The sequence below is a fragment of the Kordia sp. genome (assembly GCF_022447245.1).
Taxonomy (GTDB): Bacteria; Bacteroidota; Bacteroidia; order Flavobacteriales; family Flavobacteriaceae; genus Kordia.
Genome location: NZ_JAKVBC010000021.1, coordinates 59,502 through 83,776, shown reverse-complemented (window position 1 = coordinate 83,776; position 24,275 = coordinate 59,502). Strand labels below are relative to the sequence as shown.

25 protein-coding genes are annotated in these 24,275 nt (G+C 31.8%); 10 read left to right on the top strand and 15 right to left on the bottom strand.

The genetic code is table 11. The annotated features are described in order from the left end of the window. Positions 1-451: 451 nt before the first annotated feature. From MK119_RS15005 to MK119_RS14980, 6 genes are all read right to left on the bottom strand, one after another. Positions 452-595: a hypothetical protein gene (locus MK119_RS15005; protein WP_290680253.1), complete on the bottom strand. Its 144-nt coding sequence runs from the start codon at positions 593-595 to the stop codon at positions 452-454. Between the two features lie 1,188 nt (positions 596-1,783). Then, positions 1,784-4,999 carry a DNA primase gene (dnaG, locus tag MK119_RS15000; RefSeq protein WP_290680251.1) on the bottom strand — a complete coding sequence of 1,072 codons (3,216 nt, stop codon included), beginning with the start codon at positions 4,997-4,999 and terminating at the stop codon, positions 1,784-1,786. A 210-nt stretch (positions 5,000-5,209) separates the two neighbouring features. Beyond that, entirely contained in the window at positions 5,210-5,833 is a 624-nt protein-coding gene (locus MK119_RS14995; protein ID WP_290680249.1) for a hypothetical protein, read from the bottom strand. Next, positions 5,830-6,003 carry a hypothetical protein gene (locus tag MK119_RS14990; protein ID WP_290680247.1) on the bottom strand — a complete coding sequence of 58 codons (174 nt, stop codon included), beginning with the start codon at positions 6,001-6,003 and terminating at the stop codon, positions 5,830-5,832. Before MK119_RS14990 ends, MK119_RS14995 begins: the two co-directional genes overlap by 4 nt. 407 nt (positions 6,004-6,410) lie before the next feature. Further along, positions 6,411-6,584: a hypothetical protein gene (locus MK119_RS14985; RefSeq protein ID WP_290680245.1), complete on the bottom strand. Its 174-nt coding sequence runs from the start codon at positions 6,582-6,584 to the stop codon at positions 6,411-6,413. Positions 6,585-6,763: 179 nt separating this feature from the next. Next, positions 6,764-7,009, bottom strand: a complete 246-nt coding sequence (locus MK119_RS14980) for a hypothetical protein (RefSeq protein WP_290680243.1) — start codon at positions 7,007-7,009, stop codon at positions 6,764-6,766. 164 nt (positions 7,010-7,173) lie between these two features. Between MK119_RS14980 and MK119_RS14975 the strand changes: the two genes are divergently transcribed. Beyond that, on the top strand, positions 7,174-7,614 hold the full coding sequence (locus MK119_RS14975) for a hypothetical protein (protein WP_290680242.1): 441 nt from the start codon (positions 7,174-7,176) through the stop codon (positions 7,612-7,614). Here MK119_RS14975 and MK119_RS14970 read toward each other — a convergent pair. The 3 genes from MK119_RS14970 to MK119_RS14960 are packed head-to-tail and all read right to left on the bottom strand — an operon-like array spanning position 7,611 to position 8,767. Further along, a complete protein-coding gene (locus tag MK119_RS14970; protein WP_290680240.1) occupies positions 7,611-7,835 on the bottom strand; it encodes a hypothetical protein in 225 nt (74 codons plus the stop codon). The genes MK119_RS14975 and MK119_RS14970 overlap by 4 nt on opposite strands. A 10-nt stretch (positions 7,836-7,845) precedes the next feature. Next, positions 7,846-8,679 (bottom strand): hypothetical protein, encoded by an 834-nt coding sequence (locus MK119_RS14965; RefSeq protein WP_290680238.1) that lies wholly within the window; start codon positions 8,677-8,679, stop codon positions 7,846-7,848. Continuing rightward, entirely contained in the window at positions 8,594-8,767 is a 174-nt protein-coding gene (locus tag MK119_RS14960; protein WP_290680236.1) for a hypothetical protein, read from the bottom strand. Before MK119_RS14960 ends, MK119_RS14965 begins: the two co-directional genes overlap by 86 nt. A 607-nt stretch (positions 8,768-9,374) precedes the next feature. Here MK119_RS14960 and MK119_RS24335 point away from each other — a divergent pair. Together MK119_RS24335 and MK119_RS14955 are read left to right on the top strand one after the other, a co-directional pair. After that, positions 9,375-9,527, top strand: coding sequence for a DUF5993 family protein (locus MK119_RS24335; protein WP_366512822.1), 153 nt, complete (start codon positions 9,375-9,377; stop codon positions 9,525-9,527). A 4-nt stretch (positions 9,528-9,531) separates the two neighbouring features. Then, the gene (locus MK119_RS14955) at positions 9,532-10,059 is read left to right on the top strand and encodes a disulfide bond formation protein B (RefSeq protein ID WP_290680234.1); all 528 of its coding nucleotides are present in this window, start codon (positions 9,532-9,534) and stop codon (positions 10,057-10,059) included. A gap of 519 nt (positions 10,060-10,578) precedes the next feature. Here MK119_RS14955 and MK119_RS14950 read toward each other — a convergent pair. Together MK119_RS14950 and MK119_RS14945 are read right to left on the bottom strand one after the other, a co-directional pair. Beyond that, positions 10,579-10,809 carry a hypothetical protein gene (locus MK119_RS14950; protein ID WP_290680232.1) on the bottom strand — a complete coding sequence of 77 codons (231 nt, stop codon included), beginning with the start codon at positions 10,807-10,809 and terminating at the stop codon, positions 10,579-10,581. Between the two features lie 110 nt (positions 10,810-10,919). After that, positions 10,920-11,135 carry a hypothetical protein gene (locus tag MK119_RS14945; RefSeq protein WP_290680230.1) on the bottom strand — a complete coding sequence of 72 codons (216 nt, stop codon included), beginning with the start codon at positions 11,133-11,135 and terminating at the stop codon, positions 10,920-10,922. A 1,499-nt stretch (positions 11,136-12,634) separates the two neighbouring features. On the opposite strand from MK119_RS14945, the gene MK119_RS14940 reads away from it, so the two are divergent. After that, positions 12,635-13,072: a T9SS type A sorting domain-containing protein gene (locus MK119_RS14940; protein WP_290680228.1), complete on the top strand. Its 438-nt coding sequence runs from the start codon at positions 12,635-12,637 to the stop codon at positions 13,070-13,072. A gap of 12 nt (positions 13,073-13,084) precedes the next feature. Continuing rightward, entirely contained in the window at positions 13,085-13,990 is a 906-nt protein-coding gene (locus MK119_RS14935) for a DUF1566 domain-containing protein (protein WP_290680226.1), read from the top strand. Positions 13,991-14,050: 60 nt separating this feature from the next. Here MK119_RS14935 and MK119_RS14930 read toward each other — a convergent pair whose 3' ends face one another. Continuing rightward, entirely contained in the window at positions 14,051-14,197 is a 147-nt protein-coding gene (locus MK119_RS14930; RefSeq protein ID WP_290680224.1) for a hypothetical protein, read from the bottom strand. Positions 14,198-15,391: 1,194 nt separating this feature from the next. Beyond that, positions 15,392-16,210, bottom strand: a complete 819-nt coding sequence (locus MK119_RS14925; RefSeq protein WP_290680222.1) for a T9SS type A sorting domain-containing protein — start codon at positions 16,208-16,210, stop codon at positions 15,392-15,394. Between the two features lie 705 nt (positions 16,211-16,915). Here MK119_RS14925 and MK119_RS14920 point away from each other — a divergent pair. The 4 genes from MK119_RS14920 to MK119_RS14905 all read left to right on the top strand — a co-directional run bounded on the left by MK119_RS14920 (position 16,916) and on the right by MK119_RS14905 (position 21,512). Further along, positions 16,916-17,071, top strand: coding sequence for a hypothetical protein (locus MK119_RS14920; protein WP_290680220.1), 156 nt, complete (start codon positions 16,916-16,918; stop codon positions 17,069-17,071). Positions 17,072-17,876: 805 nt separating this feature from the next. Then, positions 17,877-18,932 carry a histidine kinase gene (locus tag MK119_RS14915; protein WP_290680218.1) on the top strand — a complete coding sequence of 352 codons (1,056 nt, stop codon included), beginning with the start codon at positions 17,877-17,879 and terminating at the stop codon, positions 18,930-18,932. A 6-nt stretch (positions 18,933-18,938) separates the two neighbouring features. Then, positions 18,939-19,700, top strand: coding sequence for a LytTR family DNA-binding domain-containing protein (locus MK119_RS14910; protein ID WP_290680216.1), 762 nt, complete (start codon positions 18,939-18,941; stop codon positions 19,698-19,700). An 18-nt stretch (positions 19,701-19,718) separates the two neighbouring features. Further along, on the top strand, positions 19,719-21,512 hold the full coding sequence (locus MK119_RS14905) for an aminopeptidase P family protein (protein WP_290680214.1): 1,794 nt from the start codon (positions 19,719-19,721) through the stop codon (positions 21,510-21,512). Here the strand turns inward: MK119_RS14905 and MK119_RS14900 are convergent. Beyond that, positions 21,504-22,574 (bottom strand): proline racemase family protein, encoded by a 1,071-nt coding sequence (locus MK119_RS14900; protein WP_290680212.1) that lies wholly within the window; start codon positions 22,572-22,574, stop codon positions 21,504-21,506. The genes MK119_RS14905 and MK119_RS14900 overlap by 9 nt on opposite strands. After that, on the bottom strand, positions 22,567-23,517 hold the full coding sequence (locus tag MK119_RS14895) for an ornithine cyclodeaminase family protein (protein WP_290680211.1): 951 nt from the start codon (positions 23,515-23,517) through the stop codon (positions 22,567-22,569). Before MK119_RS14895 ends, MK119_RS14900 begins: the two co-directional genes overlap by 8 nt. Positions 23,518-23,736: 219 nt before the next feature. On the opposite strand from MK119_RS14895, the gene MK119_RS14890 reads away from it, so the two are divergent. After that, positions 23,737-23,949 carry a hypothetical protein gene (locus MK119_RS14890; RefSeq protein WP_290680209.1) on the top strand — a complete coding sequence of 71 codons (213 nt, stop codon included), beginning with the start codon at positions 23,737-23,739 and terminating at the stop codon, positions 23,947-23,949. Positions 23,950-24,275 lie beyond the last annotated feature (326 nt).

Below are 24,275 nucleotides of genomic sequence, written 5' to 3'. Positions count from 1 at the left end.
ATTTGACTATTAAAATGTTGAATTAACAGTTTAACATCTTTAACATCATTTAATGGCTCCTCATGCTCTGAGTTGTCATATTCAAGATTTAGTGCTTCTAATGCTATTTTTACAAGTCTGTGACGTTTTGCCATAACTACAGGTTTTTAAGTTGTTCTAATTTCTCGTTAAATCCTTGGTTGATCCTTTTAACCGCCCAAGAAAAACGTTGATTATCTAAATAGTGAGGCGAATTACGATCGTAATATTCTCTATCAATTCGATTCATCGCTTTAGTTCGCTGTGCCTCTATTTTTTGAGTTTCAGTTGTACACATAATTTCTACAAATATTTGTAAAAGTTTTATATTCTGTATTAACATTCAGAAGCTTCAATATTATTTTTTTGAAATGAAATCTGACAGTTTCGAATCAAAAGAAATTGCTTTTTCAATAATATCAATTGTATTTTTTTATCTGTTTTTTACGAGTTTAAACTTTCGTTCATTTGGATCGTAATCAAATGTAACAACTATTCGAATAGTAAATCTGTTGATTTGTGTTGATGGATGCGCGGCAACGGTTAATATTCCGCAGGCAGTTCCAGAGCGATTCAAAACAGTTCGTTGTAAATAGTTGTTGATTCTCGTTGATTCTCGTTGATTTTCTGTTGATTCGTTCGTTTTCTGTTGATTTTACGTTGATATGGTACTTTCAGGATAGTAAAAAAGCATCTACACTTTTTATATTTATTGTTGATTCTTGTTGATATAGATTTACGAGCTTTCCCGTAAAAGGTGCATCGGGATTTCACGAGCCGGATCGTAAATTGTTTTACGGATGATCGTGTAATTAGCTGTAAATCATCATTGATTTATGTTGATTGTAATTGTTGATTTGTGTTGATGAAAACCTTTGATTACTGTTGATTACTGTTGATTTTCTGTTGATTCGCTCGTTTTCTGTTGATTTTACGTTGATATGACACATTCAGTAAAGTAAAAAAGCATCAACACTTTTTATATTTATTGTTGATTCTTGTTGATGTAGATTTACGAGCTTTCCCATAAAAGGTGCATCGGGATTTCCGAAACTGATCGTAAATATTTTATAGATTTTATATTCTAGCGAGAAGTAGGGTTAATACTATTTGGGTAAAAGTAGTATATAGTCGCCGTATTTCATTTGCTTAATGGGATGAAGTTTGTTTTTATGGATAGATCGCAACTTTATTTTTGTGTATATGTAATATGCAAACGAAACCAATAATCCCAATAGGCATATAATTATTAAAGCTAATAAAATATAAACCATACCCGCTCCGAACTCAATTCCAGAACCTGGACGATTTAAACTTTTATCTGCAAAAAATAATGTTGGTGTCATCATAATTTAGATTCTAAGATAAAGATATAAAATTTAAAAGTGACCACCCCAAAACACATAATATTACCGCACACAATGCACACATTACATATACCTAAAGTTAAGTTACTGATATAGAGATGTGTAAGTTTTTAAATAATGTGTGCGTTTGTGTGAAACATACCTCTATAGTGTGTGCGTATGTGTGCATGAAAAAACGTATGCACACAAACGCACACATACGCACACGGTAAATCACACATACTGTTCTTTCATAACTTATTGATTTTTAAATATTTATATGCTTGTGTGCATTGTGTGCGTAAAAAAAACACTTTTTAAACGTTTCTATATTTATAATTCATAGGGAAAATGATAAAAAAATGTTGCATCAAAGCTGAAAACTTGCACAAAAAAACAGCTTAAATAAGCTGCTTTCTTTAAAATGGCAAATCTTCTTGTTTGCTTTCAGGTTCTTTCGGTGGCGGTGGTATATCATCTGTATCGTTGTTATTTTCTATAACCGATCCAGGTATTCCTAATTCTCTTTTTTGCCATTCTATAGCGTTTATTATATCTTCTTTAATAATGGTATTTTGTAAATCAAACACGTATGCACTAGTTCCGTTTTTATCACTTGGATTTATGCGTACAGTCCTTTTAACTTCAACAAAAGAAACTTCTCTTTTTAATGTTTCTTTCATTGCTGTATCTGCTGGTGCAGGTTCTCTATATTGTGCGTACCATTGTCTTTGTACTTTACTATATACATTTCTAAAATTGAAGTATAATAGCGTGCCGTTTATCTTATATTCACGCCTTAATTGAATACGATCTAAAAACGAAATTCGCATTGCAGCCAAAAAGCAATCCCACCATTTATTTACGATGCTGGTAGATGCTAGTTTTCTTTTTTGCTTTTCAACGCCTTTTATAAGGTGTTCTTTCATTTCTATGAATGTAAACGAAAATTCTAAATGATCTTTTAATACTTCATAGGTGGCACTTATAATGCAAATATTGTGTAATACTCTCGAGTGAATTTCTTCAATTTCGCCTTTATAATACTCTTTGTATTTGTTGTAGGCTCTATTGAAGTTCTTTTTGTATTTCTCTCTAAAATGTAGAATTTCCACAGTAAAAGAACTCAAACCATTATTTACAATAACTTCCAGCTTTTGAAATTCTTTATCATCGTCAACGGTAAATTCTCTTTTTGTTATTTCTTCCCATAAAAAGCGAGAAATTACCGGTTCTTTGTCCGGGTGTTCATTTCCAGTCAGAATTACGCCAGCGAGGATAGGTATTTCTTCATTTGCAACGTATGATTCTCTAAGCCCTCTTTTATATCCTGAATTATCCCAAAGTCCTTTTATCATTCCGTCACTTTCTTTTAACTTGTATTCGGAAAGATGCGCCAAGGCGTTGGAAAATTGGGCAAATTCGCGCACTTCCGCTTTCTTTGTTGAAATTCCGCTTTCTAGGTTCAAACCTGTTTGCGGAATCCCGAAAAATGATTTACAAGCCTTTGCAAGTTCATCCTTTCCGGTTCCAGCAGCTCTACTGTATAAAAATAAGATCGGAAAATTATCAAATTCATCAATTATAATATCTCTAAAAAAGCATGTAATCGTGTACAGTATTGCCGTGATGGCATGACCTTTATGTACTCTTTGAACTTGTGCGCAAAAATCTTTAAAAGAAACGTTACTTTGAATAACCTTAAATTTTTTCTGTGAAGGATACATAAAGGCATTTGACGAATACAAAAAATTCGCTGAAGGAACATAAAAACACGTTCCTTCATGTTTAAAAACTCCGTTTTTGTCGATTTCTATATCGGACTTTCCGGGAACTATTACTTTGTTATTCCAAACAAAAAATCCTTCTTGTTGCCAGCCTAAAATCGTTATTTTTCTACCTGTTCCCATATTATCTATTAAATACGATCTTAGTTTTTTATGGTCTCTGTAATCGCCTAAAAAATCAAATCTTCCGTGATTGGTCACAATGGTATCAAATGATTGCAATGTATTGATCGTGTTTGAAGGTGTATCAAAAACGGCACGTTCTCCGTAAACGTTTTCAATGCGAATTAATTTAGTCGGCTGCTTTTCATCCTGCATGTGCTGTATAACCTCGATATTAAAATTTGAAACCGAAGTAAAGAAACTTTTATTTGCAGATGATCTAAGCATCCAAATTTGGTTCTCTGCTTGGAATAGTCCGTATCGCATTACGCAATCTTCAACATCTTTAAAAGGAACTTTTACGCTGTCGGGCATTACGTATTTTTGAAATGGTTTGTTTTCTTCTGGATCTTGTCCTTTTTGGTACTCTTTTAGCCATTTATTTACGGTTGGTTTTTTAATCCCGCTTTCATTTACGAGCCATCCCGTAAACGCTTCTCGCGTGGCTTCATCGGGAACACTCGAAATAACTTCACATAACAATTTTGTATTTTTATTGAGTAAAATTATATCGTCTTTATTTTCAGAATCTTTGAGTTTTGCAATGTAATGTTCCAATAAATACGTAAATCCCTCTGTTTTAAAATAAAAGGAATCTGTAAATTTTGTTAATGATTCTTTTTCTAACGTTTGTCTATACAAACGTGTAAAACTGTCTGGATCACAGCCAAGCAAATCAAAGACATGAACTGTAAATCCATGCTTCAAAAGAATAGGAATGTATTTAATAATTGCTTTTTTACCTGATTTGTCGCCATCAAACGCCAATACAACGGAATCACAAAAGCGTTTGAGGCGTTTAATTTGGTTTTCTGTTATTGCAGTTCCGCATGGCGCAACGGTGTTTTCAATCCCGTTAATATGCCACGCAATTACATCATTGTAGCCCTCTACAATCCATGCTTCTTTTTTATTTAGGATTGCAGTTTTGGCACGGTGCATCCCGAACCATATTTTTTCCTTTTCATAGATAGCACTTTGATTTGGATTTATCCATTTAGCAGCTCTTTTTGATCCGCTTAAATCGCGACCAGCAAAACCCAAAAGTAAACCGTATTCGTCATGAATTGGATACACCAAACGATTGTAATATTTGTCGTAAAATCTACTTTCTTTTTCAGATATGATCCCAAGTTCTAAAGCATCATTTACACGTTTTATTTTTGAAATTTTATCGTAAATAAATTTGTTACCAGGAGCGAAACCAATTTGCCAGTCAATTACATGTTCCTGGCCATAACCACGAAAAGCAATTTCTTTATGTGCTGGATGTTGGTTGTGTAGCTGTTTTAGTGCGTTTTGATAGTGTAGTAGTGTAGAATTTAAAAGAGGTCGTAAATCATCCTTTTTCTTTGTTTTTTCCGCTTTCTTTTGTGCAATTTCTACTTTTTCATATTCTACGGAAATACCGTAAATTTTTGCAATTTCTTCGATTGCTTCTGGAAATGTCAAACTATTGTATTCCATTAAGAAAGTTACAGCGTTTCCACTTTTCCCGCTCGAATAATCCCGAAAACGATTTTTTCGTATATCTACGCAAAAAGATGGAGTATTTTCTTCTGTAAACGGACTTTTTCCGAAATAGTGAATACCTTTCTTTTTCAGCACTATGTGAGGTTCAATGATTCTTTTTATATCGATGTCAGATAATAGAGAGGTTATGAAGTTCTGTTTTATGAAACTCATATACTTTTTTTAGTTAATTAATTGTAATAGTTTGTATTAACAGCAAAAAGACATATATTTGAGATGTTAATTTATCAAACAAATTATATCATAAAAGCATCTTTAGTTGATTTAGGGTGCTTTTTTTTTGCGTATTAATTATGTAAAAAAATAGGTGTTTGCTAAGCCTTTAGAAAACACCTTGTTTTTTTCTCTTAGATCGGAATAAATTTATATCTCTATTGAAGAGTGTTTAAATTGTACTGGAATCATTTTTTCTAACCGTTCAATAAGAACTTTTTTAGACTCTTTTTTGATACGTTTAATCAATAATTCTTTTTGTTGATCTATTTTTAATTCTGAAGAAATAATTGTTATATAGTGTTTAAAAACATTACTCTTAAAAGGTGAAGTTAGACGTTCTATTTTTTCAGATTCAGTAAGATGTCCTAATATGTCTTTTTTTATTTCATCAGCAATCGTAGCATCTAAATTTGATAGATAGTGACCTAAAGTCTTTTCGCTTACAATATATTCTTCCGATCGTTCTAATTCTTCAATGTCAAGGTTGTTTTTAACTAAAAAATATTCAATTTCATGTTTTTTAAGTGTTTTTATAGTTTCATACATTGTTAATGCCAGATGATGATTTCTTTCAAATGCATACTTCCTTTTATTATTGTCCTTGTATTTATCAATCATATAGGCAATAATTTCAATTTCTCTATCAGTAAAAGCATCAATTTCTTGAAATTCATCTTCATTTTCTGAAAAATTCAATTTACAAGTTGATTTTCTTAGGTTCAATAAATAAACTTTAAAAGACGTCAAGTAATTCTTGATAACTATTTTCATAATTCGTATTGTTTAATAATAATTTCTAATTCGATTGATGTATAATAATTAGGTGTTTCCTCTAATAATTCACACAAATATTCAATTTCAATTTTTTGACTTTTTTCAGATTTACGCATTTTAGCTGCTTTTATAAAATGCTCCGAAAGTCTCTTTTGTATCACTTCCATATATTTCTTTCATAATAGTTTTAGTGAAAAATTAGATGTCCTTTGGCGCGTTTGGCGACTTCATTTCTTAGCCTAGTGATTTACTATACCTTTTTTTCATCATCTACAATTAAAATACTATTGGTTACGTAGGGCGCTTTTCCCGAATGCGCCCTACACGCTAAAAAAAATAGTCTAACCAATAATAAAATTATGCCTACTCTAAAATGGTTTTCGGCTTCCCCATAAAAACCCTAATGCGGTTTTTTGATATTTGATATTGTTTCTTGTAATTTGAATTATCTATTCATATAAATAGTCTTAGAATATTTAACAACGAAACCCAATTTATAACACCAACCACGATGTGTATAATGTTTTTACTTTGAAAAAACAGACAGTATTTTATGTAAGATTTTAGCATGATGTTAAGCGTTTACTATTGTAGCGTCTATTATTTCAATTTCGAGCAATCGCTTCTTTTTACGACTGTCGTAGAATGCTATCAGCAAGTGCTTATCATATGGGCTTAGAAAATCAGCCTTTTGAGTAGCTTCTATTTGCTGGTTTAAAAACTGCGTAGGTGTGATAACTTTTGTCATGATTTATTCTTTTTTAGCCTATTTCTCCTTCTTTCAACAACTCCTTTTTTTATGGAGCGTTTTTTTATAGAGCTGCCCGAACCACCAGACAGCTCTTCCTTTAGTGCTATAGTTTTTATCATTAAAATTTCTAATGCACTGTGTATTTCGTTAATCTGTTTCAGATAATCCATACGGTTTTAAGTATTATATTCACTGTATATATATTCGAATGTTTTCAGGTAGGTTGAGTATTTCTTATTCCTAAGATTCCAAAAGTTTTTAGCTCCTTCAAACCAATCTATAGAGCGTTTTCCTTTCATGTATTCAGGCACATGATTTTTCACTTCTTTTCCTGGGAATTTTTCTATTCCAAGATTTTTAAACTTTATTTTTAAGCTTAAAAATCTATCTTCATCACTAATAATTGTTGGGTTTTGGCTCATGTTATTAATCGTTTGTTTGAGGTATTTTGGCGATTTTTAAAAATTCAAACCTGTACCTTATTTTTTTTCATTAGATTTGAAGTATTACATGTAATACATGTACAAATATACAAACTAGTTTGAATTAATCAAACTTATTTGTTTTTAATTCAAATTTATTTGTAATGAATGATTTTTATAAACGAATAGAATCCCTCTCTAAAAGGACTGGATACAAAAGTGTTAATGACCTAGCTAAGAATGGCTTAGGCTACAATTCTTCTGAAAAATTAAATAGACTAAAAAAGCCCAACACTAAGCCTTCTGTAGATATACTAATCGATATTTCAAATAAGTTTGAAAACATCAATATGAATTGGTTGTTAACTGGAAAAGGAAGTGTGTTTTTTGAGGATAAAAGTGATTTTAGTTCAGTAGATATACTAGATAATTTAAGTGCGGAAGATATTTACACTTATTTATATAAAAATGAAGAACGCAGAAATTTTCATGAAAGCCCTGCTTACAATATGTATTCAGAAATTAAGATTCAAAGAGGTGTCATAGATTATTTAGAAGAACAGAGAAAGGAGAAAGAACGAAACTTACATCAAAAACAAAATTAATTTTCTTGTTCCTTTTCCTGAAGCATAATCTCATTATCCAATAGTAGATTCTGCAATTCTAAATCATCAATTTTTTTCATATTACTTACGTACTCATCTTCCATCTCTTCTATTATTTCCTCAGATAATGTTTTACTCGAAGTAGAAAGTAAATCCTCATTTGGTAAGAACTTTTTATCGAAAAGCTTTTTTAATATTTTAAATCTCCTTGTATAGTTCATTTCAATACAATTATTTCATTGTTTCTAAAGTTTCGAATAGGTCCTCTTCGAAATCGTCTGCATTTTGTTTGACAGTATCATTTGTTAGTTTTGCTTTATTATACATTTCAGCATGCATTGCTTTCTTCGCTACTGTTTTATAATGTTCGTTTCGAACTCTAAAAACAAAGTCTATTAAACGCTGAATATTTTCTGTCAATTCTTCCTCTCTCTTCTGTGATTTTAGAACAATAAAATACATTGATAATGCTGATAAAATAGAGAAACCTAATGCATATAATAAATAAGTAACTTTCTCATAATCTTGAAAGGACGGAGGGCTAATAGCCCAGCAAATAAAATATATTGAAATGAAAGTTATGTTTAGATGAAATAACAATTCCCATTTATTAAACTCATCTTTACTAATAACATTTTTTAGATTGAAAAGAGTGTATAAAAACAAAGCAAAAGCCCAATTGAACTCACCTAGAAATTGTTGAAAATCTTCAAACCCTCTAAATTCTTGTTTTTTTTGGATTTGAAGCACTTCTTTATGAGCCTTATCTGTAGACTTTTTGTACTTTAAATAATTGACATACTCATCTGTGCCAATAGATAACTTCTTTACTTCGTTTAAGTGAAAAGTTCTTTTGGATTTTTGCTCTGTATGTTTTTGAATCGCCTGAATTTCTTCTTGAATTTCGTCAGGAATAAATTCATGGCTAAAAAAAGCGGCAGCAAAGATCGCCGATAAAATTATATAGATATATTTTGATTTAATCTTCGTCGTTGTCGACTGTTCCTGAGTTTCCTCCGTTGGAGTTTGTAGAGTCTTTTTTGTCTGTTGATTCTTCAGTGCCATATTCAAAATCGTCTTGCACACTATTAGGGGTACAAGAATAAAAATTTAATAAACCTAAAGCTGCAATTACTATTAATACTTTTTTCATTGTTCTATTTTTATAGTTAATAACTATAAAAATAGATCAAAATATTAGTATAAATTAATTATTATAAAACTTTTTCAACCTTTAATAATCAATGTTTTAGGCTTGGTGGAATTCAAATGTAATGTTAAAAAAAGTATTTATCTATTCGCTTTTATATTTTTTTCAAATTTTATTGAAAAACCGTAACGAAATTGATTCCTTTTCAAACAAGTTGGAATACTAAATTTAAACCTATTAGATTAAAAAAGCAAAAAAATGTATAAGCGTAACTTTTTACCAACAAGCGTAATTTTGGAAGTATTATAAAACGTATTATATTGCAATAATTTAAGAAAAAACATAACAATCATACATTTCTAAAAAACTATTTTTCAATTAGTTATGATTTTATTATCATGGCTTTTGACTCTGAAAATCCTTGTGTCCCTGGTTCGATTCCTGGAGGCACCACCAGAAAAACCCGATCTCATACGATCGGGTTTTTTGTTTATTAAATTTTAACATGTACTTTCAAGACTCAGCCTACAAGCTGGCAAGAAATATTTTTTTGCTTCCTTTAGTTCATTTTTGTAAATTAAAAAATTCTAACATATGTAATTGACTTGTTATGGCTTTGATATTTCTACTATACCTAGTTTCTTTTTACTTTGCTTATAAGAACAAAAAGAAATTGGCTATTATTTGTTTTGCACTATCGACATTCGCATCTATTATGATGTTTTTATACCACACCACATCAACCTTAGATTTAAATTTTTAAGCCTATGAATACGTTAAAGATTTTAAATAGTATTTGTATGCTCATTGTATCGAGCATACTCCTAGGTGCTTTTTATTTTCAATTTGGGTTGAACGAAGATCCCTGCCCACTTTGTTTGCTTCAAAGAATGGGAATGATAGGCATTCTTTTTGGTTTGAGTTTGAATATATTTTACGGCTTTAAAGCATCTCATTTTGGCTTGGTCGTTATAGCATCAATTATAGGACTAATTTTTTCAACGAGACAAGTTTTATTACACATATGCCCCGAACCTGGGGTTGCAGCAGGTTATGGAAGTCCTATTTTTGGAATGTATTTGTATTCTTGGGGAGTTTTGATTTTTTTGGCTAGTATTTTATTTTCAGCAGTATTTTTATTTTTCTTGCCTAAAAAGAATCTTGATAAGTCTAAAATTCTACGCTTTGAATATGTTACTTTTTTCCTTGTTATTTTAATAATCTTAGTTAATGTAATCGCTACTTTTTTTGAATGTCAAACTGGTCCTTGTTGTGAAAATGGACCATGCCCTTAATTTATGTAAACCTAAGATATAGTATATGAAGATTCAGAAGTTTAAGTAAATATGCCAGTAACTATACTTCAAAAGTTTTTACAGTACTTCTGATTGGACTCGTATTACATCAACAGCAATACCAGTTGTCTGTGTCTCTGCTCTCTAACTAATTTGTTGGTCTTTTCAATATACTAAGAATCGTACTGCGTAAAAGTTGAGGATTGCCCTAGATAGTCTCAAACCTTAACTTAAAATGGTTCTTTCGTGATTTAAGAAGTGTAAACGCAGCGTGTTTTCCTGCTTGCTTTTTAACGCGGTGAAGTTTTCAGTTGCTATAATCTCAAATTTATTGACAATTTATAGGTGTTTAAAGTATTAAAATAGTAAAGGAAACTATGCAATTTTTAGGTAAGTTCCTGCTTGATTTGTAAGCATAAAAAACACTTTTATCCAAGGTGTTTATGAAAGAAATATTTGAAAAGTAATAAATTACTTCAAATTACAGACTTGTGTGACGGTTACCATTATTAGTAACGGTCATTTTAGTTCATTAATATATTTTTCGTAGCTGCTTTTTTCAAGTATATATGTAACATCCAACTCATAAATATCCTTCCAACTACTCTTTCCATTTTTCTCTACATATTTTTCAATTATTCGGAAGCCTAACCAATAATTTAGACTTTTAGGCGCGTCTTCAAATAATTTTATTTTATCATTTCTCAATAGTGGGTTATCGCCACTTTCATCATCAAAATATTGTTTCAATTAAGAAAATAATTCTTTTTCGTGTCCAAATACTAATCCCAATCATTTTCCGTCAAATTTTCTACGGCTTCATACTTTGAGATTTGTCTATCAAAAAATACCCAAGTAAATTAATAGGTAAAACCCTCGCCTATAGTTTGTCCTAATGCGGAATTCTTTTTTGGGTCATTTTCTCTAAAAGGTTTGTAGGCAAGATGATTTAATTCATGAGGAATTCCATTTTCTATTGTGTATTCAATATTCTGCCCATTATAATTTAACACATTACAAAATTGGTCATTATCATAACCACCAAATAAAATTCCCGTTAGTGGGGTAAATAACATACTAATTGTCGATTCTATTTTATGAGAAACTAACTGATTAAATTTTATAAAATTATTTTCTATAATAGAGTCAAGATTCATAGTTATAAGCGTGTTTGCTCTTTCGTCAAAAAAGAATTTATTTTATAGATAAAGTGTTCTATACCATTCAATCATTCCTTTTGACGTTCTAAATTTATCGCTGTTTTCTTTCCCGAAAATCATTCCATAACAATTGTTTCAAAGTGCTTTATGTGGTCGATAAACCTTTTTCGATAATTATAATATTATCGTAATTTTCTTGGTGAGCTAGAATTTGATTTTTAAATAAATTCTTTACTGTTATTCCTTGAATACTTAAACTATCAGATATATTTCTAATTTTTTCGATATGAGAGAGTTCAGAAGTTAAAGATTCCTTTTTCACTCGATTTTTCTTTACAAGAAGTAAAACCAAATAGAATTCCAATTATTGATACTTTTATGACTAATTCCATGATTGTTACTTAAGGCTTAGCTAAGCTGCGTTGTAATGCAGTTTAGGTGTAGTTGGCAAATCGTTTTTATTTAGTTAATAAGTTCTTTTTATTTTTGATTTTCCAATCATAGCTGTAATTATACCGGCAGCATTCGGTTCGCATGCGATAATTCTAACAACCTTTAATTTGATTAATCCAGATAATGTTCCAATTGTTACAAAAAGCCCGATTCCAGCTAGAATTAGACCAACATAAAATAAATTCTTTCCTTTTTCTTTTTTTTGCTTTAACTTCTGCTACTCTGGTGACTTTTTCTATCAATGAATGGAAAAATTAAATCTATTTCATTTTTTTTAATTTTTCCAATTTGTGAGTTTTGCTCGTATTTGCTAAGACTTATGTATGACAAAAATTCCTGTTATTTCTATATTTTTTGAAATTTACTTACGAATAGCGATTTTCTAAATAAAAAATATTGTATAATTTCATTTGCCAAAATATGTCATAGAACGTTTTTCCTTTTTTCAGGTATCGTAGTAAGGTGTTTGTGGTAACTAATTAGGTGTTTAAGGTTCGGATCTAAAACAACATGCGTCTTGATCAAAGATTAAGTTTTGTACTAAAGATACTTTTTTTTGGAAAGTGTAGTTTCTCGTAGCATAAATGGAGTACATAATTTATGTAATTTCATACTCTTTTTCGTTCATTCCTATAATTCTAGCCCTCTTATCCAAACATTAGGTTCTAATAGTGTTTTTTTGAATTCAGCTTATTATTTCCATCGTTATAAATTTTATAATGATACGAAAAACAAGACTAGGTATTTCTACTTATTTATATATATTAAGCATTTCTAATGTAGATTGATTGACAGTTTCATGTTACATTTGTTTTACAATCAAAACAAATTGTTCTGCTTGAATAGCTATTGTCTGTTTTTAATGTCAAAGACGGAATTTGAATAGCTTGTTTTAAAAAAGTAATAGAAAATTTAATTTAACACGTATGCAAAGAAAATTATTAGTAGTATCACTGTTCTTTATGGCACATATATTAAGTGCTCAAGAAACCATTTTATCATCTGGAAGCGATACCACAGGTAGTGGCGGTAGTTCTAGTTATTCCGTAGGTCAGTTGTTTTATAACACCAATACCTCAGCTACAGGTAGTGTAATTCAAGGGGTACAACAAAGCTTAGAAATTTTTACGCTAAGCAATCATGAGTTAACATCACTAAACTTAAAAGCAGTTACCTATCCTAACCCAAGTACAGATTATGTGGTATTGAGTTTGAACGATGCTAATCTTACCAATGTAAGCTATGCGTTGTATGACATCCAAGGGCGTTTAGTTGCTCAAAACAAGGTGTTGCAAGCAAGTACAAAAATAGAAATACAGGCATTAGGTTTTGGTACTTATGTATTACAAGTTCAGCAAAACAATAAAGCGTTGAAAACATTTAAAATCATTAAAAAATAATCTTAAATTATTATGAATAAATTATACACATTATTGGCTTTTATTTTATTAGCAACGACAACATGGGCTCAGAGTCCAGAAAAGATGAGTTACCAAGCTGTTGTAAGAGACAGTGGCGATAATTTAGTAAGTAACCAAGCAGTAGGCATGCAAATAAGCATATTACAAGGGTCTGCCGCTGGAACAGCAGTTTACGTAGAAACGCATACGCCAACCACAAATGTAAACGGTTTGGTAACTTTACAAATAGGTACAGGAACTGTTGTGAGTGGCGATATATCAACTATAGATTGGGCAACTGACACATATTTTATAAAAACAGAAATTGACCCAGAAGGCGGAAGTAATTATACAATAATAGGTACCAGCCAGTTATTAAGTGTGCCTTATGCTTTACATGCCAAAACAGCAGAAAGTGTTACTTCCACATGCGGGCTTGCAATTGGCGACACCCACCAAGGAGGTATTATTTTCTATTTAGATGCCTCAGGTTGTCATGGTTTGGTAGCTGCACCAAGTGATCAAAGTACAGCAATATCATGGTGGAATGGCAGTTATGTAGACACCTATGCTTATGGAAATGGTATTGGAGCTGGACTAGGGAATAGCATGGGAATTAGAAGGTGGCAAGGTTCATGTAATTCTTGTTATGCTAGTGAATTATGTCAATATTTAACATTGGGAGGCTATACGGATTGGTATTTACCCTCTAAATATGAACTAAACCTTATGTATGAAAATATAGGACCGGGTAATGCTTTGGGACTTGGTAATAATTTTGGCAATTTTGCAAATAGTTTCTATTGGTGTTCTACGGAGTACGATTCCGCTATCGCTTGGGGACAATTTTTTCCTAGTGGTTATGAACTCGAATACAAGGAGAACTCAGGTTCAGTGCGTGCAATTCGGGCTTTTTAGTTATCATCATGGCATTAATTTTCTTGCTTAAAAAATTATAATGAGGTAATTACACCCGCTTTAAAGACCTTCCCATTTTAAAGCATCAGGAAGGCTATATTCTTGGTGCTTTAAAATAAGCTCGCAACGATTGCCATACAATGTATCTGAGAGATAGTATAGGATCAACTTTGAAATGGTAAAACGAATTTTTGTTAACCGTGTCATAACGCCAATTTTGATTTCCATCGGTATCACTAAACTGTGTAGTATAGTTTGTAATGCGAAGTTCTTTTCAAACGGCTGCCAGAATTTTACGACGACTACTAAATTCGGTGATGCTTCTGATGTATCCCTACGAAGCTTTCAAACATATTTATATTTATAATATTTACCTCCAATTTTTGAGTTACTGTTTAACGATCCAAAAGTAATATCAAATAGAATGGAGTTGCCGAATTCATCTACTTAATCTATGATTCTTATTACTTCTTTAAAAGAAATTCTTTCTTCCATGTTGCTAGTTTCGGTGGTACTGCTTTTTTTTAAATAGGACTTAAAAAAACACCTTGGTTATTCTGAATTAGTTCTTTTGGACATTAAAACAATTTAGTTTTCTTTTAAACACCAAACGAATTCTATTGAACTCTTTTTTTGTGGTGTATAGTCTAGCTGTGTAAGTATAGAATGTAACTAATAATCATAAATACAGTCGTTTGGAAAAATTTGAAATAATAAAGTCAATACTTCTGAGCTATTGAGTTGTAATACTTCTTCCGTGTTTTGAAGATTCAGAGAGGAATAATGTTCTTTTAAAAATCGTTTTATTTTTAAAATTTTATCTATCTTGGTTAATTATCTGTAAAGCATTATATCTTTATAAATAAAGTTATATTTTACCATAGTAGCCATTTTTTCTTTTATGCTCTAGCAAATGTATCTTCTTCTCCAGTTTGATTAGAAAACCATTTACAAAACTCTATAATCGATGATTTATTTGAAGTAATATATTAGTATGAACTACTTGTAATAACATCCAATTTACCTAAATAATCTCATAATTTCCAATAATTCTCAAAATAAAAACTGTCGGTTTGAAGGTATGGTAGATCAACCAAAAACACAACATTAAGACAACCCTAGTGCCTCTGTTTCCAATATTAGAGGCACCGTAAAAAAAATGATCTGATTTGATTGTTTTTTTGATTTTATCCTTTTATTAATTATTCTTAAATATTGGCTACTAACATAATTTTGTTATTTCGTAGCATAGTTTCCTGTGAATGTATACTGGCTCAAATTATCATTTTTAAGCATTTTTCTATCTTTTTTAAGAAGCTCTTTAGAACTCAAATAAACGTTCATAAAAAAACGCCATTCGTTTGAACAGCGCTTTCGTTTATATATAAAAGATACTTTTTATTATTCTTTGATCAATTTCACAGTTTTTGAACCTTCAGAAGCTGTAATTTTAGCAAAGTAGATTCCTGTTTGTAAGCTTGTCATATCAATTGTTGATAAACTTGACACTTGGTTTAATACACGTTGTCCGTTAAGGTTTGTTACTTCAATAGAGTGGATATCGTTAACTCCTGTAATTCTAGCTACATTTTTTACAGGATTTGGAAATACATTTACACCTGTTAATTCTGCTTGTTCTGTACTTAAAGTATTAAAATCAAAAGTGCTCATTCCTGACACTCCAGAATCCGTTGGACTTACTACATTTGTAAATACTGCAGAGCCATCATTAATCATATCTGCTTGCATGAATGATTTTAAAGCTGTTACAGTCGTAGCTAATGCAGAGTTATTTTCTAAGATATACATAGTTCCTGATGTAGGACTTCCATTCACTGTAAAAGTAAACATATCAGAATTCGTTGCTGCAGAAGGTGCTGGTAATGAAGCAGGACTTCCTAAAGTTTCTGTCACCAGATATCCATCAATAGCAGCTTGACCTAAATTGCCTCCGTTGAAGAAATTCACACTTTCGGCACCTCCTAGAGAAGTAGCTGATGCTGTATCGATAGTTTCACCATCTGGCAATATAATCGTAAAACCATAACTCTGTACGGAAGTGGCAAAGTTGTTTGAACTCGTGTTAGGTACTGCCTGTACTGTAAAGCTGTAGCCTCCGTTGTGCTGTAAGGTGTAGGTATAACCATCTTGTGCATTAGCTTTGCTTCCAAATAAAGCAAATACTGCACATAATAGTAAAGTAAGAGTAGTTTTTTTCATTTCAATTTGTTTAGGTATTTATTTTAGTTTTCTGGTATTTGTCCAATGATAGCAAAAGTACTAAAATTGAGGAAATTTCTGGGATGTGAATGCTGATTTTGCAAAAAAATGGTCTAAGGTATTCTCACCATATTGTGTCATTCCATCTACTGGTATATCGTTTGTATTTTAGTCTGTTCAGTGAATGCTGGAAGATTAAAGAAATTTCTCAGAACATTCAATACTTCCAAATTCCTTGGTATATCCAAATTATTTTTAGAGTATTACGCCTCCGTGTCCACATTTGCATTTTCTACCCACGTTGGTATAGTTACGTTTGGCTTGACATTAGAGCAACCAAACACGAGTTTTTGTAGGATAAGACCCCAATAACTTCAAGACAATAGAAAGGAACGTATCGAATATGGTAGCAAACGATAACGATGATAGGTTTTTCTGTGCGTATTTGAAACTCTTCATAAGAATTTGAAAGTTTTTTTTGATGCTATTTCACTGCTCTAATCTGTTTGCTATTCGCTTTGGAAATCCTCTAGAGTTTCCTACAAAAAACTTCACTTTCATCTAAGGCCATTTCACTTTCATTTTTGGTTACTTCACTTAAAAACACCTTATGAAATACTGATTACCAACATACATTTGTATAGAAAATACAACATAAAACATCTCAGAAGACACCATTATAAAAAGTATTTAAAACAAAGAATTATGAACACATTAGAATTAACATCAGTAATTAAAAGTGAAAACAAAAAAAATAGCTTCATCTCAAACTTTAAAAAGAACTTCAAAATTACACTTCAAAAGATCGGAAGAGAAATGCAAAAACATGCTAACCAAGCAGGTAAAGCGATGAGAAGTTAGACAACAATTAAAAAATTATATCTAAATATCTAAAATACACACACAATGAAGAATACTACCAAAATACTCGGAATTATATGCATTGGTTTACTGATGGTAAATTGCATCTGATTACAAGTTATGAACTCGTGGAAAGACTAAAAAACTGAGGATATTAAAGAAAAGAATATTTTTTTACATTAATGAAAATAGTGATGCATCTACTTGAATTCAAGTTGAAACAAGCCTCTTAAAATCTCATAAAAAACAATATAGAAGCAACAAAAAGCTTTATTTTTTCCAAAGATTGATACTTACAGTAAACTGAATCAACAGGAAATCAAAATATTTAAAAATCAATTACAAACTGATGGAGTGGATTTCAATATAATTATAGTCCCAAAAGAAATGAAAGATATAACCACTTCGAAAAGTCAAGTCATTGATAAAATATGCCAACACTCACAATAAAAAAAGGATTCTACAGATTTTAAAGCACCAATTATGTAAACTCAGCATCTGTAATTACAGAACCCTTTCAAAGCAAGAAGTACATTTTAGAAATCATAATCTAAGATTGAAAACAAGAAGCAAATGAAAAATTGGCAGCTGTAATCAATATAAAAATTAAAAACCCTGAAACATTTGGGGATAGCTCAAAAGATTTTTCCAAAAAAGTACTCAAAGAGTTCGTAAAGTGATTGTTTTTTGATTTGATTGAGAAAGTGGCTGAATTTTGACAAATATCGGTCACTTTCACTTTTTGAAAATCACTTAAAAAATTAGACTCATTTCATCATTAAATCCCATAACTTTGTACAAAACCGTGCATTACATATCAAAAAAACGCAAACGATTGGAATATAAAAATATAAAACAGTCTGCATTACTTAGAATTGCATTACTTATCACCGTATTGGTGAATTTGCCTAGAGTACTACAACTGTATAATATTCTCGAAGGTTTGGCGGAATCATTTACGCATGCTTCTGTAAAGGATGTAATTATTCGCATAACCTTTCTTTTTCTATTTTCCTGGGGAGTGTTACAATTGAATACAAATTGGAAATTACTGTACAGCCACCTTAACATTTATAAAAGAAGTGTGATTACAAGTATATTAAACACCATACTATTTTTCACAACTGTATTCTTATTAATATATGTACATGAAGTAATTGCTGGCGAAGTAATGAATTATTCCGATAAAGGGTTGCTCTACTTTGTGTATTTCATGGTTCAAGTAATTGCTATTTTCACTGCTCGCATTCTGCAATTTCAAATCATTCATCAAGCAGATATAGCTGAAAAAGAAATGCTACAACGACAAAATCTGCAAAATGAACTGTCTGCATTACGGAATCAAATCAATCCGCATTTCTTGTTCAATTCTTTAAATTCCTTGAATTCTTTGATTCGCGATAATAAAGAAGCGACCAATTTTGTAAACAAATTGTCATTCATGTACCGGTACATACTACAAAGTGGACAAGAAGATTTTGTGACACTTCGTGAAGAACTGAAGTTTTTGAAAACCTACGTATATTTAATCAAAACTAGATATCGCGATCGCTTTGATATTGAAATCAATATTGACGACAGCTTATATTATGAAAAAATTCCTGCCTTAGCTTTACAACTACTTGTTGAAAATGCCGTGAAACACAATGAAATATCTGGAAGCAATCCTTTATTAGTCAAATTGTATGTTGAAAATAACTATCTAGTTGTTGAAAACGCCATAAAATCACGTGCTACCTTTGTAGATAGTACAGGACAAGGATTAGCTAATATTAACAAACGTTATTTACTTTTAAAACAAAAGCATATTAGCATCAGTGATACTGATGGCATTTTTAAAGTAAAATTACCTATAAACTAATTTAACATGAAGGTTGTTATTGTAGAAGACGAAATAGCTGCAAGCGAAAATCTTATCTATTTATTACAAAAAATAGATGCTGATATTGAAGTCCTAAACGTATTAGATTCTGTCACTACTGCTGTTGCCTATTTTTCAAAACCAACAGAAGCTGAATTGGTTTTTATGGACATTCATTTGGCAGATGGAATTTCTTTTGAAATATTCGAACAAGTAAAAATAACTACACCAATTATTTTTACAACTGCATACGATCAATATGCCATAAAAGCTTTCAAAGTAAATAGTGTAGACTACCTTTTAAAACCTTTGAATGAGGAAGAACTCTCAGAAGCCATCAATAAGTTTAAGAATAATGCAACCTTAACGCCGCCTGTAAACAATCAAATACAAGGTATGTTAGAATTGTTACAATCAAAGAGTAAAGCCTATAAAACAACGTATTTGGTTCAAAAACGAGATGAATTGATTCCTGTAAAAACAGGAGACATCGCATATTTTTACATAGATACAGGTATCGTAAAAGCCGTTACGCATACGAATCAATCCTATATGATCACCAAAAAATTAGAAGATATTGAGTTAGAACTCAATCCTGCTGAATTCCACCGTGTGAATCGACAATTTATTATCAATAAAACTGCTGTCGCCAATGTAAAGTTTTACTTTAACGGAAAATTAATTGTCAATGTAAATCCGCCTTCTCCAGAGCGAATTGTGGCAAGTAAAGCCAAAGCAAGTGACGTAAAAAATTGGTTGAATTCATAAAGTACTAAACAAATAGTAATGATTACAGAAAGACTACAAGCATTGCGAAAAGAAATGCTTGCGCAAAACATAGATGCCTATATTATTCCTTCCTCAGATCCGCATCAATCTGAATATGTAGCCGATCATTGGAAAGTTCGCGCTTATTTTTCAGGGTTTACAGGTTCAGCTGGAACACTAGTAATTACACAGGATAAAGCTGCTTTGTGGACGGATTCTCGCTATTTTTTACAGGTTGAAGAAGAATGTGCGAATTCAGAAGTTACTTTATATAAGCAAACGATTCCGCATGCACCTGAACATATTCCGTGGCTTTGTGAAACATTAGAAAATAATACAGTTATTGGAATTGATTTTCGACAATTCTCCAAAGCACAAGTTGACTATTTACAAGAGTTTGCAACTCCAAAAAATATTCAACTACAACATGAAGCTACAATTGTGGATACCATATGGAAAGACAGACCTAGTATGCCTTCGCAACCAATTGAAGAACATTTAGTAGTATTTACGGGAGAAACTACCGCTTCAAAGTTGTCAAAAGTCAAAAATGAAATTCAACGTCAAAAGGCTGGTTTTTATTTTTTCTCTTCGCTAGATGAAATTGCATGGTTGTTTAATATTCGATCTAATGATGTAGACTTTACACCTTTGGTCACTGCGTATGCTTTGGTTGACATAGATAAAACTATTTTATTTTGTTATAAAGAACGTTTTTCAGAAGAGTTACTTCAACAAGCATCTGAATTACAGATAGAAATCTATGCGTATGATACTGTTTTAGAACACTTACCTGCATTAACAGCTAATCAAAAAGTAATCACAGATGATGCTTCTTTAAACTACGCCATTTTTAATGCGATCGCTGAACGTTTTATTTTTCAGAATTCTATTGCGCAACAACTAAAAGCCATAAAGAATTCTGTTGAAATTGAAGGTGCTAAAAAATGTATATTGAAAGATGGTATTGCGCTTACTAAGTTTTTTATTTGGCTCGAAAAAGAAGTTGAGAAAAGAAGTATTTCCGAATACGAAATTGGAGAAAAGCTAACACATTTTAGACAACAACAAGCACATTATACAGGAAACTCCTTTGCTCCTATTGTGGGTTATAAAGGAAATGGTGCTATCATTCATTATTCAGCGACAAAAGAAGGTGCTGCTTTGGTACAAAATGAAGGTATTTTACTAATTGATAGTGGCGGGCAATATAAAGATGGCACAACAGATATTACCCGAACAATTTGGCTTGGCGGAACTCCTTCAGATACAATTAAAATGGCATATACCGCTGTATTGAAAGGATATATCTCTTTAGAACAATTACAATTTCCGCTAGGCACTACAGGTGTACAGATTGATGCTTTTGCACGAATGCATTTATGGAAACATGGTATGAATTATCCACATGGTACTGGACATGGCATTGGTAGCTACGGAATGGTTCATGAACCTGCACAAGGTTTTGCGACTAGCACTACAACTTCTCGAGGAAGCACAGTGCATCTACCTAATCAATTGACCACGATAGAACCTGGCTATTATGTTACAGATGAATTTGGAATTAGAATTGAAAATATTGTGCTTTCCAAAGTCACACAAACAACAGATTTTGGAACATTCCTTGGCTTTGAACCGCTTACATTGTGTTATGTAGACACTACTTTAATCAATATAGATTCTCTAACAAAAGAAGAAGTTCAATGGTTAAATACGTATCATGCGTTTGTATTACAAGAATTAACACCACATTTAACTGCAGAAGAACACAATTGGTTAGCAGATAAATGTAAAGCAATTAGTTTATCGTAAAATAAAACCGTTTTTAATTGGATCATTTGGATCTATGACAAATGTTTGCATTCCTGTAATATTTGCCGTTCCTTCTACTTGAGGAATTACCGCTTGATGTGGTCCATAATCAATTTCTGAAACCACAGAACCTTTGAACACAGAATCTGTGATACTTTCAATAGTCATAATGGATTCTGTATCTATTTCTTGTCTTTTATAATGAATTGCCATGCGTCCAGAAACTCCTGAACCTGTAGGACATCGATCGACTTCTCCTTCGGCAAAAACACATACATTTCTACTATCGTTTCCAGAATTTTGCGGCGTATTGTCTACGAAAATGGTTCCGTACAAAAAACTCAAATCTTCTTCAAAAGGATGTAAAATCTCTTGATCATTCTTCATTACTGCATGCTTTATATCCATGCCTTTAGCAATTAACTCACGATATGAATTTGCAGTTAAATCAAATGAAAAATTATTCTTTGCCATATCTACATAGGCATAAAATGCACCACCATAAGCTAAGTCATACGTTACTTCTCCCAATCCTTCAACAGTAACTTTTCTATCGAGTCCAACCGCAAAGCTTGGCACACAATGAAATCGAACGCCAGTTACTTTTCCGTTTTGAACATTGGTAAAAGAGGTAATTCTACCGCAAGGCGCATCAATTTTTAAGACATTATCTCCTTCCTTAACTTCAATCCAATTCATTTCCATAGCCAAAGTAGAAATCGCTATAATGGCATGCCCACACATGGTGGAATATCCTTCGTTGTGTAAAAATAAGATTCCGAAATCTCCTTCGTCATCATTAGGAGGCACTAAAATACAACCATACATATCTGCGTGTCCTCTTGGTTCAAACATCAAAGCTGTACGTAACTCATCATAGTTTTCTTTACAATAGTTGCGATATGCTAATACATTATTTCCTTTTAACTCAGGGAAACCATCAAGGATCACTCGTAAAGGTTCTCCGCCAGTATGCATATCGATGGTACGGATTTGCAACCATTCTTTCGGTGGTGTAAAGGTTGTATTGGCTAGAATGTTTTGATACGTCGTTTTAGGCATTTGTATATTTTTTATAATAATAATCGGCAGCGGCTAAATCTTCCATAGCATGACCAACAGATTTAAATAATGTAATTTCTGAATGGGAAGTTCTTCCTTTTTTTGTAGCTGAGCAAAGTTCAAACAAATCTGCTTTGATGGCTTCTTTATAAAGCAGTCCTGAACTTAATGGAATTGCAATATCGCCACTTTCATGCAAGCCACTTTGATAGGTATCTAAAAAAACACTTGCTTTTATTATGGCTGCATCATCAGATTCACGCATGTCTGGTTTATACGCTCCGACCAAGTCTATATGTTGACCTGCTTTTAAATAATGGCCTAATACTAATGGTGTTTTAGATAAGGTTGCACAAGAAATGATATCCACTTCTGAAACTTTTTCGGAAATGCTTTCTATTGCTGTAACTTGATACTTTTTATCTTGTAATGCTTCACAAATGGCAACTGCTTTCTCGTAATTTCTTCCCCAAACGTATACCTTTTCTATAGGTCTTACTGCGGCATGTGCTTCAATAAGATTTGTTGCCAAAGCTCCTGTGCCAATCATCAATAGTGAATTTGAATCTTCTCTAGATAAAAAAGACGATGCCAATGCAGAAGTCGCAGCAGTTCGTTTTACAGTTAAGCTTTTGGCTTCCATAATGGCTTTCATAACACCTGTATTAGCATCCAAATACAGATACGTTCCTTGAATAGAAGGCAATTGATATTGATCATTTTCTGGATTCACAGTTACTATTTTCACGCCAGCACTTTTGCCTGTATTCCAAGCAGGCATTAGCAACATAGTTGTATCATTTGTGGCAACAGAATTCGGAAAATCGTGATGATGTCGTTTCGGAACAATCATTTGATTTTCATAAAATGCTTTGTGTATTTCAGCAACGAGTCCTGTAAAATCTGTTTGTTCTTCAATAAAGGTTTTATCTATCTGAATCATAACGCTCATTCTTAAAAATACAACTTCCGTAGTTTATTTCAATGCATTCCTTTAACATCCATTAATATAGTATCTAAATTGGCTAATAAAGTATCAAAATGTTTCTTGATGAAACCTAATTTTTCAACCAGTGTCTGTAATTTATAAATCACGACTACTATCCAAAAAACAGCAGCTAAAAATCTCTTAACTTTAAGGTATAACTTTAAAAAATATATCATGAAAAAAAAGCAATTGCAAAGTTTAACGCTTAACAAAAAAGTCATCTCTAATTTTTATAAGCAAAAAACACAAGGAGGAAGAGTTGCAGGAACTTTATTTGGTGGTCCTTGTCCTGGTTCTGTTGGTGGCCCATGCACTTCTATTCAGATACCTTGTACAGAACAAGACTTCTGTAAAACTGAAGACGGTTGTAATACTCAAAATCGATAATTTCTATTCGTTTTAATTCAAAACGCTTGCTGTTTTTATGGAATAGTAAGCGTTTTTTATTGATGCCGTTTTCTAAAAACGTAGTACTACATTAATATTTCACCGATTCTTAGTAATATAGTATTATTGAGAGTTTAAAATAACGGTTATATTTAGGCATAAATTTTTAAACCGTATGAAATCCATCTACCGCGTACTCGCCATAGTTTTATTTATTACAACAGTTCATTCTTGCAAAACAATACCAGTAGTAGACTCGTCTTTGCCATTTAAAGGACAGCTGACTCAATTATTTCCAAATGCAAGTATTGATGTATTGATACTAT

Bases quoted from the DNA above. Each gene is read 5' to 3' on its own strand.
- MK119_RS14965 (WP_290680238.1), bottom strand. From the start codon at position 8,679: ATGGCACTGAAGAATCAACAGACAAAAAAGACTCTACAAACTCCAACG.
- MK119_RS14940 (WP_290680228.1), top strand. From the start codon at position 12,635: ATGGCACATATATTAAGTGCTCAAGAAACCATTTTATCATCTGGAAGC.
- MK119_RS24335 (WP_366512822.1), top strand. From the start codon at position 9,375: ATGGCTTTGATATTTCTACTATACCTAGTTTCTTTTTACTTTGCTTAT.
- MK119_RS14985 (WP_290680245.1), bottom strand. From the start codon at position 6,584: ATGACAAAAGTTATCACACCTACGCAGTTTTTAAACCAGCAAATAGAA.
- MK119_RS14995 (WP_290680249.1), bottom strand. From the start codon at position 5,833: ATGAAAATAGTTATCAAGAATTACTTGACGTCTTTTAAAGTTTATTTA.
- MK119_RS14905 (WP_290680214.1), top strand. From the start codon at position 19,719: ATGATTACAGAAAGACTACAAGCATTGCGAAAAGAAATGCTTGCGCAA.
- MK119_RS14920 (WP_290680220.1), top strand. From the start codon at position 16,916: ATGAACACATTAGAATTAACATCAGTAATTAAAAGTGAAAACAAAAAA.
- MK119_RS14935 (WP_290680226.1), top strand. From the start codon at position 13,085: ATGAATAAATTATACACATTATTGGCTTTTATTTTATTAGCAACGACA.
- MK119_RS14970 (WP_290680240.1), bottom strand. From the start codon at position 7,835: ATGAACTATACAAGGAGATTTAAAATATTAAAAAAGCTTTTCGATAAA.
- MK119_RS14925 (WP_290680222.1), bottom strand. From the start codon at position 16,210: ATGAAAAAAACTACTCTTACTTTACTATTATGTGCAGTATTTGCTTTA.
- MK119_RS14900 (WP_290680212.1), bottom strand. From the start codon at position 22,574: ATGCCTAAAACGACGTATCAAAACATTCTAGCCAATACAACCTTTACA.
- MK119_RS14955 (WP_290680234.1), top strand. From the start codon at position 9,532: ATGAATACGTTAAAGATTTTAAATAGTATTTGTATGCTCATTGTATCG.
- MK119_RS14890 (WP_290680209.1), top strand. From the start codon at position 23,737: ATGAAAAAAAAGCAATTGCAAAGTTTAACGCTTAACAAAAAAGTCATC.
- dnaG (WP_290680251.1), bottom strand. From the start codon at position 4,999: ATGAGTTTCATAAAACAGAACTTCATAACCTCTCTATTATCTGACATC.
- MK119_RS14990 (WP_290680247.1), bottom strand. From the start codon at position 6,003: ATGGAAGTGATACAAAAGAGACTTTCGGAGCATTTTATAAAAGCAGCT.
- MK119_RS14945 (WP_290680230.1), bottom strand. From the start codon at position 11,135: ATGTTATTTACCCCACTAACGGGAATTTTATTTGGTGGTTATGATAAT.
- MK119_RS14960 (WP_290680236.1), bottom strand. From the start codon at position 8,767: ATGAAAAAAGTATTAATAGTAATTGCAGCTTTAGGTTTATTAAATTTT.
- MK119_RS14895 (WP_290680211.1), bottom strand. From the start codon at position 23,517: ATGATTCAGATAGATAAAACCTTTATTGAAGAACAAACAGATTTTACA.
- MK119_RS14975 (WP_290680242.1), top strand. From the start codon at position 7,174: ATGAATGATTTTTATAAACGAATAGAATCCCTCTCTAAAAGGACTGGA.
- MK119_RS14980 (WP_290680243.1), bottom strand. From the start codon at position 7,009: ATGAGCCAAAACCCAACAATTATTAGTGATGAAGATAGATTTTTAAGC.
- MK119_RS14910 (WP_290680216.1), top strand. From the start codon at position 18,939: ATGAAGGTTGTTATTGTAGAAGACGAAATAGCTGCAAGCGAAAATCTT.
- MK119_RS14930 (WP_290680224.1), bottom strand. From the start codon at position 14,197: ATGACACGGTTAACAAAAATTCGTTTTACCATTTCAAAGTTGATCCTA.